12 protein-coding genes are annotated in these 15,752 nt (G+C 62.4%); 9 read left to right on the top strand and 3 right to left on the bottom strand.

Features of this window, described 5'->3' with window-relative positions; genetic code table 11:
• The first annotated feature begins 197 nt into the window (after window positions 1-197).
• The 3 genes from AC2A1F_RS16445 to AC2A1F_RS16435 all read left to right on the top strand — a co-directional run bounded on the left by AC2A1F_RS16445 (window position 198) and on the right by AC2A1F_RS16435 (window position 4,944).
• Window positions 198-2,465 (top strand): TonB-dependent receptor, encoded by a 2,268-nt coding sequence (locus AC2A1F_RS16445; protein WP_484209860.1) that lies wholly within the window; start codon window positions 198-200, stop codon window positions 2,463-2,465.
• 159 nt (window positions 2,466-2,624) lie between these two features.
• On the top strand, window positions 2,625-4,094 hold the full coding sequence (locus AC2A1F_RS16440) for an aldehyde dehydrogenase (protein ID WP_484209859.1): 1,470 nt from the start codon (window positions 2,625-2,627) through the stop codon (window positions 4,092-4,094).
• A gap of 13 nt (window positions 4,095-4,107) precedes the next feature.
• A complete protein-coding gene (locus AC2A1F_RS16435) occupies window positions 4,108-4,944 on the top strand; it encodes an SDR family oxidoreductase (RefSeq protein ID WP_484209858.1) in 837 nt (278 codons plus the stop codon).
• Between the two features lie 96 nt (window positions 4,945-5,040).
• Here the strand turns inward: AC2A1F_RS16435 and AC2A1F_RS16430 are convergent, their stop codons facing one another.
• A complete protein-coding gene (locus AC2A1F_RS16430; RefSeq protein ID WP_292630957.1) occupies window positions 5,041-5,697 on the bottom strand; it encodes an alpha/beta hydrolase in 657 nt (218 codons plus the stop codon).
• A 125-nt stretch (window positions 5,698-5,822) separates the two neighbouring features.
• Here AC2A1F_RS16430 and AC2A1F_RS16425 point away from each other — a divergent pair, with 125 nt between their 5' ends.
• From AC2A1F_RS16425 to AC2A1F_RS16410, 4 genes are all read left to right on the top strand, one after another.
• The gene (locus AC2A1F_RS16425; protein ID WP_484209857.1) at window positions 5,823-6,872 is read left to right on the top strand and encodes a cysteine desulfurase family protein; all 1,050 of its coding nucleotides are present in this window, start codon (window positions 5,823-5,825) and stop codon (window positions 6,870-6,872) included.
• Window positions 6,869-7,963: a cysteine desulfurase family protein gene (locus tag AC2A1F_RS16420; RefSeq protein ID WP_484209856.1), complete on the top strand. Its 1,095-nt coding sequence runs from the start codon at window positions 6,869-6,871 to the stop codon at window positions 7,961-7,963. The genes AC2A1F_RS16425 and AC2A1F_RS16420 overlap by 4 nt, the downstream gene beginning before the upstream one ends.
• A gap of 2 nt (window positions 7,964-7,965) precedes the next feature.
• Window positions 7,966-8,298: a 2Fe-2S iron-sulfur cluster-binding protein gene (locus tag AC2A1F_RS16415; protein WP_484209855.1), complete on the top strand. Its 333-nt coding sequence runs from the start codon at window positions 7,966-7,968 to the stop codon at window positions 8,296-8,298.
• A 68-nt stretch (window positions 8,299-8,366) separates the two neighbouring features.
• Window positions 8,367-9,542 carry a mechanosensitive ion channel family protein gene (locus tag AC2A1F_RS16410; RefSeq protein ID WP_484209854.1) on the top strand — a complete coding sequence of 392 codons (1,176 nt, stop codon included), beginning with the start codon at window positions 8,367-8,369 and terminating at the stop codon, window positions 9,540-9,542.
• Between the two features lie 186 nt (window positions 9,543-9,728).
• Here AC2A1F_RS16410 and AC2A1F_RS16405 read toward each other — a convergent pair whose 3' ends face one another.
• Window positions 9,729-10,256, bottom strand: coding sequence for a type 1 glutamine amidotransferase domain-containing protein (locus AC2A1F_RS16405; RefSeq protein WP_484209853.1), 528 nt, complete (start codon window positions 10,254-10,256; stop codon window positions 9,729-9,731).
• 119 nt (window positions 10,257-10,375) lie between these two features.
• On the opposite strand from AC2A1F_RS16405, the gene parC reads away from it, so the two are divergent.
• Both parC and AC2A1F_RS16395 read left to right on the top strand, forming a co-directional pair.
• Entirely contained in the window at window positions 10,376-12,661 is a 2,286-nt protein-coding gene (parC, locus tag AC2A1F_RS16400) for a DNA topoisomerase IV subunit A (RefSeq protein WP_484209852.1), read from the top strand.
• A 162-nt stretch (window positions 12,662-12,823) separates the two neighbouring features.
• Window positions 12,824-13,597 (top strand): SDR family NAD(P)-dependent oxidoreductase, encoded by a 774-nt coding sequence (locus AC2A1F_RS16395; RefSeq protein ID WP_484209851.1) that lies wholly within the window; start codon window positions 12,824-12,826, stop codon window positions 13,595-13,597.
• Window positions 13,598-13,705: 108 nt separating this feature from the next.
• Here AC2A1F_RS16395 and AC2A1F_RS16390 read toward each other — a convergent pair whose 3' ends face one another.
• The gene (locus tag AC2A1F_RS16390) at window positions 13,706-15,745 is read right to left on the bottom strand and encodes a protein-disulfide reductase DsbD family protein (RefSeq protein WP_484209985.1); all 2,040 of its coding nucleotides are present in this window, start codon (window positions 15,743-15,745) and stop codon (window positions 13,706-13,708) included.
• Window positions 15,746-15,752 lie beyond the last annotated feature (7 nt).

The following is a 15,752-nucleotide window of genomic DNA, read 5'->3' as shown; positions in this document are numbered from 1 at the left end:
CGATCTGCATCACTTTGCCGAAGCAGCAACATGCGCAAATGTTAGGCTTGCCAAGCGCTAATTAGTATGTCTTACTAACAAACATCAGCGGTTCCCGAAGAGGAACAACTAGGAGAGGGGCTATGGCCAAATCACACCGTACCACGTCACACGTGCGCCTTCTTGCTGCAGCGAGTTTTGCAGCACTTTCACTCGGATTGGCAAGCCCCGCATTTGCGCAGGATGCGCAAGCTGACCAGGCTGACCAGGCTGTCTCTGAATCCTCGCGAGAGATCGTGGTCACCGCGCAGTTCCGCGAACAGCGCCTGCAGGATACGCCGCTGTCGATCACCGCAGTCGATGCCACGCTGCTCGCCTCGCGCAACCAGACCGACATTGCCCAGATCGCGCAGCAGGCCCCGAACGTGCAACTCAATGCCATGGGCGGTGCCTATGGCTCCTCGCTCGGCGCGGCGATCCGCGGCGTTGGCCAGTTCGATTTCAACCCCGCTTATGAACCGGGCGTCGGCCTCTATGTCGATGATGTCTACTACGCCACGTTGACCGGCTCGATCTTCGATCTGCTCGATCTGGAACGCGTCGAAGTGCTGCGCGGCCCGCAGGGCACGCTGACGGGCCGCAACGCCATCGGCGGCGCGATCAAGCTGTTCTCACGCAAGCCGACCGACGAAAATTCGGGCATGGTCGAAGCCGTCTACGGCAGCCGCCAGCGCGTCGACATTCGCGGCAGCGCCAATTTCATCATCGCGCCCGATCTCTACGCCCGCGTTTCAGGCGTCTACAAGCGGCAGGATGGCTATGTCGATCAGATCGATTATGGCTGCGCCAACCCCGGCAACCCGCAGGGCATCACCGGTTTCCCAAGCTCCGGGTCGAACTGCGTGATCGATCGGCTTGGTGAAAAGGGCTACGCCGGTATCCGCGGCTCGATCCGCTACAACCCCGGCGACAACTTCGATCTCGTGGTCATTGCTGACTACACGCACGAAGAACGCACGAACGCGGCCGAAGTGATCTCGCTGATCAATCCGGCACGCATCACGCCTGCCTATGCATGCGGCCGTTTCTGCACATACGCCAATTTCCGCGCGCCTGCTGGCGGACAGGTCAGCCAGGACTACGCGATGCCCAACCGGCTCAAGTTCGATGGCTGGGGCGTTTCAGCCAACATGACCATTGGCCTGTCCGATACGCTGAACCTGCAATCGATCACCGCCTACCGCGATTACCGGCAGGTCTGGGGCACGGACGACGATTTCACGCCTGATCTTGCGATTGCAGGCCAGGGTTACAACGATCTCGATTTCTGGTTCGTCAGCCAGGAACTGCGCCTGAATGGCCAGATCGGCGACAAAATCGATTTCACGCTGGGCGGCTTCTATTCCGATCAGCGCTCGCTCTATTTCACCCGCCAAGATATCCGCTACATCGCGCCGGGACTGAACTTCCAGTTCCTTGGCAATGACCCGGTTAATGCTGATAGCAAGGCCGTGTTCGGTACTGTCATCGCACGGCCCATGGCTGGTCTGACACTGACGGGTGGCTTGCGCTATACCAAAGAAGCCAAGGACTATACCTTCGTTCGCAAAAACTATGACGGCACTGTATCCACGTTCCTTGGTGCGCTCGATGGCGTAACCGCAACGTTCCAGGGCGATCGTGTGGACTGGCGCATTTCGGCAGATTATCGCTTCAGCCCCGAAGTGCTGGCTTATGCCACGGTCGGCACCGGCTTCAAGGGCGGCGGCGTGACCGCGCGTCCTTTCGATGCCGCGCAAGCCCTGAACGGCAGCTTCGATCCTGAAACCGTCACCGCCTATGAGTTGGGTCTCAAGACCGACCTGTTCGATCGCCGTTTGCGCCTCAACATCGCTGGCTTCATCAACGATTATAACGATATCCAGCTGCCGCTGATTTCGTGCGCTTCGTTGGGTTCGCTGGCGCCCTGCGGTGCGCGGCAGAATGCAGGCAACGGCCAGATCAAGGGTGTCGAAGTTGAATTTCAGGCCTCGCCCATCCCCGGCCTCGATATCGATGGTTCGCTTAGCCACATGACCGGCGAATACAAGAATATCGATCCGCGCGTGGGCAATGCCATCCTGCTCAGCGATCCGATTGTCACGCCCAACTGGAAGTGGAGCGTAGGCATCCAGTATCGCGCCGAACTGGGCGATGCCGGATCGATCACGCCGCGCTTCGATTATGCCCACACCGGGAGGCTCAGCGCGGGCCGTATCGCAGCAGGCCTGCCGATCGAATTCTTCAACGCCTATGACATCGGCAACTTCCGCCTGACCTGGCGCAACGCCGAAGAGGATCTGTCGGTATCGTTTGAAGTGCAGAACGTGTTCAACGAATACTACACGCCGTTCCGCTTTGCTGCGGTCTATTCGTTCACTGGCACGGCTTACAGCCAGGTTGGCCGTCCGCGCGAATGGGGCGTTACGGTGCAAAAGCGCTTCTGATCCACGCGCCAAGGCTTTGCTACAAGAAGGGCGGCCAGCTTTGGCCGCCCTTTTGCTTTTTATCACCGGCACAATTCCCTGCTTGGTGCCCATCCTATCAAATGTTAGAAAACAGGCCGGAGCCGAATCCGGCCAAGGTTTGAGAGAGATTGCCTGCCCATGACTCCTGAAGGTGTAAACGTCGCCCATCCAGACCAGCTTTTTATCGGTGGCCGCTGGGTGCCTGCGCATTCTGGCCGCATGATCGATCTTATCTCGCCCAATACCGAACAGGTGGTAGGCCGTGTGGCCGAGGCGGATGAGGCCGACATGGACGCCGCCGTCGCCGCCGCGCGCGATGCGTTCGATCATGGCCCATGGCCCACCACGCTGCCTGCGGAACGCATCGCCGCGTTTCGCCGCATGGTCGCCCATCTGGAAACCCGCGTGCCTGAATTGGCCAAGGCTTGGACCGCGCAGATGGGCGGGCTCGCCTCGTTTGCAGGGCCGATGCACGGTGGCGCAGTCATGGCGCTGGGCCAGATCGCGGGGTTTGCCGAACAGTTTGAATTCGTCCAGCGCCGCCCCAGCATGGCGGCAGACACGGCGCTGATTGCCTATGAACCGGTTGGCGTCGTCGCGGCCATCGCGCCGTGGAACGGGCCGTTCGGCATCATGGCGAACAAGGTGGCCTATGCACTGCTGACGGGCTGCACCGTGATCATGAAGCCATCGCCCGAAACCCCGATGGAAGCCTATATCATTGCCGAGGCCGCAGAGGCGGCGGGGATTCCGGCAGGTGTGGTGAACCTTGTCACCGGGCACCGCGATGCCAGCGATCATCTGGTTTGCAACGAAGGCGTGGACAAGGTTTCCTTCACCGGATCAACCGTTGCCGGAAAGCGCATCGCCAGCGTTTGCGGCGCGCGTATGGCGCGTTGCACGCTGGAACTGGGCGGCAAATCCGCAGCGATCATCCGCGATGATTTCCCCATTGATGCCGCTGCCAAGATGCTGACCGGGACCATCACCCTGATGTCAGGGCAGGTCTGCGCGATGCTCAGCCGCGTGATCGTGCCGCGCCACCGGCATGATGAACTGGCCGCTGCCATCGCGGCGGAAATGCAGCAGGTGCGGATTGGCCATTCGGAAGACCCGGAAGCGCAGCTTGGCCCGGTGGCGATGAAGCGCCATCTGGAACGTATTGAAATGTATATCGAAGAGGGCAAGGCGACAGCCGATCTGGTGACTGGCGGCGGGCGTCCTTCGCATCTCAATCAAGGCTATTTCATCGAACCCACGCTGTTTGCCAACGTAAAGAACGACAGCCGCATTGCGCAGGAAGAAATCTTCGGTCCGGTGCTCAGCCTGATCCCGGTGGAGGACGAAGAAGACGCGATCCGCACCGCCAATGCCAGCGCCTATGGCCTCAACGGTTCGGTGTTCACCCACGACGCCGACGCCGCCTATCGCATCGCGCGCCGTGTGCGCACCGGCGGCTTTGGACAGAACGGTTTGCGCATGGATTTTGGCCTGCCCTTCGGCGGCTTCAAGCAATCGGGCATCGGGCGCGAAGGCGGCCCCGAAGGCCTCTTCCCCTACATGGAAATGAAGACCATCCTGATCGACGGAACGCCGAAAGAGCTTTGAATTGGGAGAGTATATGACCGGCCATATCGCGGGCAAATCGATCGTCATCACCGGCGCAGGCGGGGGCTTTGGCAGCCTTGTCGCGCGCAAGGCCGCCGCGCTGGGCGCGCATGTCACCTGTGGCGATATCGATCTGGCTGCAGCCGAAGCGGTGGTCGAATACATCACCGCAGGCGGCGGCACGGCGCAGGCCGTGCAAGTGGATGTGCGCGATCTGGGCGCGGTAAAGACGCTCGTCGCCAAGGCACTGGAAGCTTACGGCGCGGTCGATGTGATGGTCAACAACGCCGGGATCATGCCGCTGGCGTTCTTTTCAGACCACGAAGCCGCTTATCCTGCTTGGGAGCGGTGCATCGATATCAATATCAAGGGTGTGCTCAACGGCATGGTTGCCGCCTATGATCCGATGATCGCGGCGGGACGCGGGCAGATCGTCAACCTTTCATCCATCTACGGCAATTTCCCGGTGATCGGCGCGGCGGTCTATGGCGCGTCGAAATCGGCGGTCAATTTCCTGTCGGAATCGCTGCGCGTGGAAAGCCGGGGCAAGATCAAGGTTACGACGATCAAGCCCACTGGCGTTCCCACCACGGGCTTGTCGGGTACGGTCGTCAATCAAGCCGCGGGTATCGGCATCGTGGCGCACAACATGCCCGATTTCATGGACATGGTCGGCCAGATGGGTGAGGGCACCTTCCCGGCTGAGCGGCTTGATCCCGAAGCGATGGACTATGCCAGCCTGGCGCCGGACCACATCGCCGATGCGATCATCCACGCCATCGACCAACCCTGGGGCGTTTCGATCTCCGAAGTCACCGTCCGCGCGGCGGGCGATCACTTCGTATTGTGAGTCAGCATCCTTCGACAAGCTCAGGATGAGCGGGTTTAGGAAATAGTCTCCCCCCGCTCATGCTGAGCCTGTCGAAGCATCGAAGGATGTTGAATCTCAGCGGATCGGGCAATCCGGCGCAAGACGCATGTCGAGGTAGTTGTCCACCGCGCCCATCATCAGATCCAGCTCGTTCTCGAAGAAGTGGTTGGCGCGGGGCACTTCGTCGTGGTGGATGGTGATGTGCTTTTGCGTGCGCAGCTTGTCGACCAGCTTCTGCACCGAATTTGGCGTGACCACCGTATCGGCGGTTCCCTGAACGATGATGCCCGATGCGGGGCAGGGTGCAAGGAAGCTGAAATCATACATGTTGGCGGGCGGAGCGACCGAGATGAAGCCGCGAATTTCCGGGCGGCGCATCAGCAATTGCATGCCAATCAGCGCGCCGAACGAATAGCCTGCGATCCACGTGGTGCTGGCTTCGGGGTGGATCGACTGCACCCAATCGAGCGCCGATGCCGCATCGGACAACTCACCAATGCCGTTATCAAAGCTGCCCTGGCTGCGCCCGACGCCGCGAAAGTTGAAGCGCAGCGTGGCAAAGCCGCGCGCCACGAAGGTCTTGTACATCGCCTGCGTGATGCGGTCGTTCATCGTGCCGCCTGCCTGCGGGTGCGGGTGCAGGATCATGGCGACCGGTGCGCGTGCGCGCGTGGCGGGCTGGAAACGGCCTTCGAGGCGGCCTTCGGGGCCGGGGAAAATGACTGCGGGCATTGCCTGTCGGGGTATCCTGTGGTCTGGCCAAACGGCACGGAATGCCGGGGCTGGGAATTGCGCTGATGGCTATATAGAAAGCATCCTTGCCAAAGCAATCTTTCCACGCATTTCCGGGACCCAAGTTGCCAGCAAATCCGATCTATCTCGATCACGCCGCCACCACTCCGCTCCTGCCCGAGGCTTTGGCGGCGATGCAGGATGGGTGGCGGCTGTGGGCCAACCCATCAAGTCCGCACGCTGCGGGGCGTGCCGCAAGGGCGGCGCTGGAGGGTGCGCGCACAAGATTAAAGGCGCTGCTGGGCTGGCCGGGCGAAGTGATCTTCACCAGCGGGGCAAGCGAGGCTCTGGCGCTCGGCATCGGGCGCGCAAAATGCAATGAAGTGCTTGTTTCGGCGGTGGAACATGATGCGGCTTTGCGGGCGGCGGGGGGGGCACAAAGGCTCGAAGTGGGGCCGGGCGGGCTTGTAATCCTGAACAGCACCAAGATGCATCTAGATGACACCAAGCAGCCTTTAATCGTGGTTCAACAGGTGAATAGCGAGACCGGCGTGGTGCAGAACATCGCTGCCATCGCAGAGGTGGTTCACGCCACCGGAGGGATGCTGCTGTGCGATGCGGCGCAGGGGGCCGGAAAGTTGGACATCCCCGTCGAGGCCGACATGGTGGTCCTTTCCGCGCACAAATTCGGCGGGCCGGTGGGCGTGGGCGCGCTGCTGGTGCGCGATTGGGCGCTGCTGGAGCCTAGTGGTGGGCAGGAACGCGGCTATCGCGGCGGGACGGAGTCGCTGCCGCTGGTGCTGGGCATGGTGGCGGCGCTGGAGGCGGGCAATACATGGCTCAAGTCCGCTTCAGCTTTGCGAGAATCGCTGACGAATCAAATGCTTGAAAATGGGGCGGAAATCGTGGCGGAGGATTCCCCGCGTGTCCCCACGATTGCCGCCTATCGCATGCCGGGCAAATCCAGCGTGGCACAACTGATCCGCTTTGACGGCGCAGGCATCGCGGTTTCGGCAGGCAGTGCTTGTTCATCGGGGTCTTTGAAGGCCAGCCATGTGCTAACCGCGATGGGCTATGCGCATCCCGGCGAAGTGATCCGCGTGTCCATCGGGCGCGAGACGACCGAGGCGGAGATTGCGCGGTTCGTGGCCGTATGGAAGGAGATACGGGGTTGATATACCTCGATTATCAGGCAACGACTCCGCTCGCCCCCGAAGCCCGCGCGGCGATGCTGCCGTGGCTGGCCGGGCCGGAAGCACCTGGATTCGCCAACCCCCACAGCCCGCATCGCTATGGCCGCGCGGCGGCGGCGGCGGTGGAAGTGGCGCGGGCGCAAGTGGCGGCGCTTCTGCCACCGGGCGGGCGCGTGGTGTTCACCTCTGGCGCGACTGAGGCGATCAATCTGGCGCTGATCGGCTTTGGGATCGGGTCCGGCGCAAAGCGGCTGGCGGTGAGCGCAATTGAACATGCCGCCGTTCTCGACACCGCGCGGTTCATCGATCCCGGTGTGGCGGTGCTGCCGGTGAATGGAGCTGGGCTGGTCGATCCTGACGTGGCGATTCCGCAAGGGACTGATCTGGTTGCGGTTATGCAGGTCAACAACGAGATCGGCACCGTGCAGCCGGTTGAAACTCTTGCTCGGCGCGCCAAGGATATCGGTGCGCTGTTCTTGTGCGATGCGGTGCAGGGGGCGGGCAAGATTTCAGCGCCCGAAAGTGCCGATTTCATCGCGATTTCAGCGCACAAGCTGTATGGGCCGAAGGGCATCGGCGCGCTGTGGGTGCGCGATGGGGTGCAGCTTTCGCCATTGATGCACGGTGGCGGGCAGGAAGGCGGTTTGCGGTCTGGCACATTGTCGCCCGCGCTTTGCGCCGGGTTTGGCGCGGCAGCCGTGCTGTGCACAAGTCTGTCGGAAACCGACCGGCATAATGTGGAAAAGCTGTGGACCAAGGCGCTGGCGCTGTTCGAAGGCTGGACTTTGAACGGCAGCGCTGATGCGCGCTGGCGCGGCAATCTCAATCTGCGGTTGCCGGGGCTGGATGTGGGCAGACTGTTGTCAGAATGCCGCAATGTTGCATTTTCAGCAGGTTCTGCCTGCGCCAGTGGCTCTGGCAGGCCAAGCCATGTCTTGCGCGCGCTTGGACTTTCCGACAGGGATAGCAAAACGGCGATCCGCATCGGATACGGACGCTATACAGGGGATGATGAACTGGAACAGGCCGCTGTGGCGATCAACGCCGCAGCTCGGGCGCAGGGAGTCATGTAAACATGGTCAGTGTCACCTTCGTCACCGCCAAAGGCGAAAAAGTCCTCGTACAAGCCCAGCCGGGGCAGCGCCTGCTTGAGGTTGGCCAGAACATCGGCATGCCGCTGGAAGGCACGTGTGAGGGCCAGATGGCCTGTTCCACCTGCCATGTGGTGATTGCACCGGACTGGTTTGACCGGCTTCCTGCGGCGGTTGATGATGAAGAGGACATGCTTGATCTTGCCGCCGGGGTAACCCGTACCAGCCGCCTGTCATGCCAGATCGAGTTGAGCGAAGCGCTGGATGGGCTGGTTGTCCACATTCCTTCCGAAGCGCGGGACATGCAGGGCCGCTGAGCCACATCATCTGAATTGCTGGGAGCAAATTCCGGGAACCCTGCACGGTCTGAAGCTTTCACAAGGGCATGCAAGTTTCCAAAAGCGCCGCACATGCAGGCTTTTCCGCCAATCCTGAACTTTTCATAGCTGAAACGGGCGACTGGATCGCCGAGAACTGGCTGCGTATCGCCATCGCTGTAGGCATCGCGGCGATCATTGTGCTGGTGCTGCTGACAGTGCGGAAATTGGCGCAGCGCCTGTGCCGCGAGGGCGAGGCGCTGGTGAGTTGGCGCACGATTGCGGGACGTCTGGCGGCGCGCACCAAATTCTGGTTTCTGGTGATCCTGGCGGCCAAGATCGTCGATAACTATGCCGCAGCGCCGCTGTGGCTGGACCGTACGATTACCTTCCTGTTCACCATCGGCATGACGGTGCAGGCCGCAATCTGGGCGCGCGAACTGGTACTGGGCGTGGTGGAGCACCGTGCAGGCGATGCACAACACGCCAATGGTGCGCTGGCATCGGCCATGAGCATTATCCGGGCGCTGGTGACATTTCTTGTCTTTGCCATCGCGCTGGTGCTGATTCTGGGCAATCTGGGTGTGAACGTATCGGGCCTCATCGCAGGTCTGGGGATCGGCGGCATTGCCATCGGCCTTGCCGCGCAAGGCATCTTTTCCGATCTGTTTGCAGGCGTTTCGATCCTGTTCGACCGGCCGTTCAAGGTGGGCGACAATATCAGCTGGGGCGATGCCAGCGGAACGGTGGAACAGATCGGCATGCGCACCACGCGCGTGCGCCTGTTTACGGGCGAGTTGCTGATCGTTTCCAACAAGAACCTGCTCGACAAGGAAATCCGCAACGTGACCGTGCGCCGTCACATCCGGCTGAGCTTCATGCTGGGTCTGACCTATGAGACCAAGCCCGAAACCCTCGCCCGCATTCCCGCCATGCTGACCGAGATGGGCGAGGCGCAAGGGGCGACGGTGGCGCGGGCCGGATTTGAAGCTTTTGGCGCGAGTTCGCTGGACTTTTCATTCATTGTCGATGTGCCGGGGGCGGATTGGAGTGTGGCACATCCCACGCGCGATCGGTTGCTGGTGGCGATCATGGAGCGTTTTGCCGCCGAGGGCGTGAGCTTGGCCTATCCGACGCAGACGTCTTACACCGCAGCGCCGGATGGGACGCTGATCATGCCTTATGCGGAACTGCCAGCCGATTTGCAGCGCGTCCCCGCGGAGGCGGGGACCTCAGGCAGTTGACGCTGATTGTGCTTGAGCGGCCTGAGGCCCCCGCCTGCCCTTCGGGCAGTTTATCCCGAGCTTGTCGAGGAGCGGGGGCGGAGGTTAAAGGCTAGTGCTGTCTTGTGACGCCCCCGCTCCCAACCCTCTCCCCTGTCCTTCGACATGCTCAGGATGAGCGGGGAAGAGAGCCTTTTTGGGTAGTCGTCAGTCGTCGGTCAACGCTTCGATCAGCGCCTTGGAAAACGCGGGGATGTCTTCGGGCTTGCGGCTGGTGATCAGGTTGCCGTCAACCACCACTTCCTCGTCCACCACGTCAGCTCCGGCATTGGCGAGATCGACGCGGATCGAGGGCCAGCTCGTGACCGTGCGGCCATCGACGATGTCGGCTTCGATCAGCAGCCATGGCGCGTGGCAGATAGCGGCGATAGGTTTGTCCAGATCATCGAAATCGTTGATCAGGTCGATCACCGCGTCTTCCATGCGCAGGATATCGGGGTTCATCTGGCCGCCCGGTAGCAGGAGCGCATCGTAATCGGCGGCTTCGGCTTGATCGATAGTGATGTTCACGGCGACGGCATCGCCCCAGTTCTTGTCTTTCCAGCCGGTGATCGATCCGGGTTCGAGGCTGGCGACCACGGTTTCAAAGCCAGCCTCTTCCAGAGCCTTCTTCGGGCCTTCAAGTTCGGATTGCTCGAAGCCGTGCGTAGCGACGATGAGGACGCGCTTGGTCATGGTATTCTCCTTTGGGGAATCGGGGGGAGTGGCAATGTGCCCTGACAAGAGAATTGCCGGGGACTGCTGCGGTTCCATGACTTTCGCTCATGCAACCGTGTTGCTAGGCTGTTCTGACCATGCCGATTGACACCACTGAACCCGATCCGTTTGACGCAATCGTCGATGCTCCGTTCGACTCCGCGCTGTCGGAGCGCTATCTGATATATGCGCTCAGCACGATCACGGCGCGCTCGCTGCCTGATCTGCGTGATGGGCTGAAGCCCGTGCATCGCCGGCTGCTGTGGGCGATGCGGCAGTTGAAGCTGAACCCCAACGATGCCTTCAAGAAATCGGCGCGCGTGGTCGGCGATGTGATCGGCAAGTATCACCCGCATGGCGATACCAGTGTCTATGATGCGATGGTGCGATTGGCGCAGGACTGGTCCCTGCGCTATCCGCTGGTCGAGGGCCAAGGCAATTTCGGCAATATCGATGGCGATAATGCGGCGGCCTATCGCTACACCGAAGCGCGGCTGACCAAGACGGCGATGCAGCTGATGGCCGGGCTGGACGATGGCACGGTCAACTTCATTCCGACCTACAATGGTGAGGATGAGGAGCCGGAGATTTTTCCGGGCCTGTTCCCCAACCTGCTGGCCAACGGTTCCAGCGGGATCGCGGTGGGCATGGCAACCAATATCCCCAGCCACAATGTGGCCGAGATCATTGATGCCACGCTGCTGCTGATCGACAATCCTGGCGTTGAACACAGCCAACTGATGGAAGTGTTTCACGGGCCAGACCTGCCGACCGGGGGAATCGTGGTGGACAGCCCGGCAGCTATTTCCAATGCCTATGAAACCGGGCGCGGGGCGATCCGGGTGCGGGCGCGCTTTTCCAACGGGCGAGACGAGGCGGGGAATTGGGAAGAAACTGGCGTTGAAAAGCTGGGCAGCGGGCAGTGGCAACTGGTCGTGTCCGAAATCCCCTACATGGTGCAGAAGGGCAAGCTGATCGAACAGATCGCCCAGCTTATCGCCGACAAGAAGCTGCCGATCCTTGAAGACGTGCGCGACGAGTCTGACGAGCAGATCCGGCTGGTGCTGGTGCCCAAGAGCCGCAATGTCGACCCGGAGCTGCTCAAGGAATCGCTCTACCGGCTGACCGATCTGGAAACGCGGTTCGGCCTGAACCTGAACGTGCTGGATTCACGCCGCACGCCCGGCGTGCTGGGGTTGAAGCTGGTGTTGCAGGAATGGGTGATCAGCCAGATCGACATCCTGCTGCGTCGTTCGCAACACCGGCTGGACAAGATTGCGAACCGGCTGGAGCTGCTGGGCGGCTATATCATCGCCTACCTCAACCTTGACCGGATCATCGAGATCATCCGCACCGAGGATGAGCCAAAGCCGGTGATGATGGCCGAGTTTGAACTGACCGACCGGCAGGCTGAAGCGATCCTCAACATGCGGCTGCGATCCTTGCGCAAGCTGGAAGAAATGGAGCTTCGAAAGGAGCGCGATGCGCTGCTGGCCGAACAGGAGGAGCTGCAGAAGCTGCTCGACAGCCCGGCGAAGCAGCGCACGCGGTTGAAGCGCGATCTGGCGGCGCTGCGCAAGGACTATGCCGAGGACACCGTGCTGGGGCGGCGGCGCACGACGATTGCCGAAGCGGCGCCGACGCGCGAATTCAACATGGACGCGATGATCGAAAAGGAGCCGGTGACGGTGATCCTTTCAGGGCGCGGCTGGATCAGAGCGGCCAAGGGGCATCTGCCGTTAGACGGCGATTTCAAGTTCAAAGAGGGCGATGGCCCGGCATTTGCGTTTCACTGCCAGACCACTGACAAACTGCTGGTGGCGGTGGACAACGGGCGGTTCTATACGCTGGGGGCCGACAAACTGCCCGGCGCGCGCGGCTTTGGTGAGCCGATCCGCACAATGGTGGACATTGATCCCGAGGCACACATCATCAGCGTGGTGGTGCACAAGCCCAAGGGGCAGTTGTTGCTGGCGGCAAATACCGGGCGCGGGTTTGCGGCCGAGATGGACGAACTGCTGGCTGAAACGCGTAAGGGTCGCGGGGTGGTTTCGACCAAGCTGGGGGTGAAACTGGTAGCCGTGCGTGAGATTGCGCCTGAACACGATCACGTGGCGGTGATCGGGCAGAACCGCAAGCTGGTGATCTTTGCGCTGTCAGAAGTGCCGTTGCTCGCCAAAGGGCAGGGCGTGACGCTGCAACGCTACAAGGACGGCGACATGGCTGACGTCATCACGCTGCGGTTGGAGGACGGCCTTTCGTGGGCCATGGGCGGCGACAGCGGCCGCACCCGGATGGAGAAGGACCTGCTGCCGTGGAAGGTGGCGCGCGGGGCAGCGGGCAGGCTGCCGCCGAACGGGTTTCCGCGGGATAACAAGTTCTGACATAAGGCATTTGCCTTCAGCCAAACCCCGTTCATGCTGAGCTTGTCGAAGCATCCAGCGCTGGGCCAGCGTCCTTCGACAGGCTCAGGACGAGCGGGTTTGTGCTAGCTCTTGCACCTATTAAGCAATCGGTTAAATGCTGCGTCTCCAAAGGAGAGCTTCATGGATACCCCACGCTATTCGCTTGAAGGCCGCGTTGCGCTGATTACCGGGGCGTCGTCCGGGTTGGGAGCGCGGTTTGCGCGGCTTTATGCGGCGGCGGGCGCGGCGGTTGTCGTGGGGGCGCGGCGGATGGAGCGGGTGGCGGCTCTGGCGGACGAGATAGTGGCCGCGGGAGGCAAGGCTTTGGCGGTGCCGCTCGATGTGACCGACGAGGCTTCGATCATTGCGGCGTTTGATGCGGCTGAGGCTAGCCTCGGCGTACCGGATGTGGTGGTGGCCAATGCCGGGATTGTCGAGCCGGGGCGGTCGATCGATCTGGCGGCTGACGCGATGCGCCGCGTGGTCGATACCAATTTCAACGGCGTGTACCTGACCGCGCGGGAAGGGGCGCGGCGGATGATTGCGGCGGGATCGAAGCAATCGGAGAAGGGGCGGATCATCCTGACCGGTTCGATCACCGCGCAGATGACCGGCATTGGCGATCCGGCCTATGCCGCAACCAAGCTGGCGGTGCAGCATCTCGGGCGGCAGTTCGCGCGTGAATGGGCGCGGCTGGGAATCAACGTCAACGTCATTCAGCCGGGCTATATCCGCACTGAGATCGACGGAGACTGGTTCGATACCGAGGGGGGCAAGGCGCAGGTCGCCTCGTGGCCAAGGAAGCGGCTGACCGAGATTTCGGCGCTGGATGATATGATGCTGTTCTTTGCGTCGGACGCTTCGCGGCAGGTGACGGGGACGTTTATTTCGGTGGATGATGGGCAGTCACTTTGACCTGAGGCCTTCGGCGTCCCCGCGAAGGCGGGGACCTCGGGCGGTTAACGCGGGTGTTCCGTAAAACGCCTGAGGCCCCCGCCTTCGCGGGGGAGCAGGGTTTGTGCGTCAGGGCTTTGGCAATTCGGCAAGCAGATCAGGCGTCAGGACTTGTGGAAGCTGGCGCGCATCGCCGCCGCCAGCGGGATACCACAAGTAGAGCGGGACGCCCGCCGCCCCCTGCGCGGTGAGGAATTTGGTGATCGCCGGATCGCGGCGGGTCCAGTCGCCCACCAGCACGACCACGCCTGCTTTTTCAAACGCCGCCTTGGTGCTCTCGCGCTCTATCGAGGTGCCTTCGTTGACTTTGCAGGACAGACACCAGTCGGCGGTGAAATAGGCAAACACGGGTTTGCTCGCCTTGCGCGCTTCGGCGAGGGCGGCTTCGGAGAAGGGCTTTGAGGCCAGCAGGCCGGAGTGCGCGGCGGCTGTCGGCTCTGCCGGGGGAAGGCCGAACACGCCGCCTGCAATGATCAAAGCGGCCACGCCCATCAGCAGGGCAACCGGCTGCCCCTTGCGCTGGGTGACACCGACTGCGGCCAGCGCCCCGATCAGCACGATGGCAGTGGCAACGAGGAATACGAGGAAGGTGCTGCCGCCAACGCGCAAGGCCAGCCAGCCGAGCGCCAGTGCAGTAAGGCCCATCGGCAGGGCCATCCAGCGGCGGAAGCGCTCCATCCAGCCGCCGGGCTTGGGAAGCAGGCGGCGCAGAGCAGGAACGAAGCCCAGCAGCAGGAACGGCAGTGCAAGGCCGAGGCCAAGCGCGGCGAACACGCCGAGCGCGGCCCAGACCGGCAAGACCAGTGCCGCGCCCATGGCGGCCGCCATGAACGGACCGGTGCAGGGGGTGGCGACGAAAGCCGCAAGCAGGCCGGTGCCGAAAGCGCCCGAGCTGCCCGCGCCGCGCTCTACTGACAGGCCGGGGAGTTCATAAAGGCCGATCAGATTGGCGGTGATCGCCACGGCCAGCAGCAGCAGCACGGCGACGACGCCGGGTTCCTGCAATTGGAAAGCCCAGCCGACTTGTTCGCCGCCCGCGCGCAAGGCCAGCATCACGCCGCCGAGCAGGAGGCAGGCGAGCACCACGCCTGCGGTATAGGCGAGGCCCTCGGACCGGGCGCTGTGCGAGTTGCCTCGTGCTAGGGCCAGCGCTTTCAGGCTGAGGATCGGGAAGACGCAGGGCATGATGTTGAGGATCAGCCCGCCGAAGAATGCGCCGAGCAATGCGAGGCCGAGCGTGGCGGCGGAGAACGCAGCAGTGCCGCCCACTTCCTCGCCACCGTTGGGCACGGTGCCGGGGGCAGCTGTGAATGCTATACCGCCTGCGTCCTTGCCCATGGCCAACAAGCCTTCGACGTTTGGAGCGGGCGTGGTGGATGCCGCCAACGGCACTTCTACTATTAGCGTATCGCCATCGCGGAAGAAGCGCTGCGCCGCGCCATAGTTGGCCAAGCCTTCGGTTGACAGGAACAAGTGCGGCGCATCCAGCGGGGCCGAGGCGGGGAACGGCAGGGCGATGCGCAACGCTTTGGCACCAAGCGCGAATGTGCCCGCGCGGTCCAGCGGGGCGGGCAGCGCGGCGCGCCAGCCTTCGAAGCGGGCGTCCTTTGCGCCGGTGCCGATGGTGACGGAGCCTTGCAGTTCTGCGCGTTCAGGCACGCAGATGGCATCGGTGCAGGCCAGCCATTGCGCTTTGACGCTGACCGGCAGCGTGGTGCCCTTGACTGCACCTGCAGGCACGCTGAACGGCACCAAGACGGCGTAATCGTGCTCGTAAACGTGGTTCATCAGGCCCTGGATGACCAAGGTCTGCGGCACCGGAAACTGCATCGCTTCGGTGCTTGTGCCCTTCGGCAAAGTCCAATCCAACGTCAGGCCATAGCCCGCATCGCCGGGGTTGGACCAATAGCCGTGCCAGCCCTTTTCCGGCTGCATCAGCAGCGCCAGCGTAACCGTGCCGCCCGGCTCCACCGGACCTTCGGCCAGCAGTGTGGCTTGCACATGATTGGGGGCTGCGCGCGCCGGGGTGAAGCCCAGCAGCAACAGCGCGGTCACGAACATCGTTATGATGCGCAAGGTGTTGATCAAGGCCGTCTGGCTGGTCGGCATGGCGGGG

It is taken from the genome of Novosphingobium sp. HNCC26BN242, from assembly GCF_057180525.1.
The sequence above is the reverse complement of the archived record's forward strand: the minus strand, read 5'-3'. Positions and strand labels throughout refer to the sequence as shown.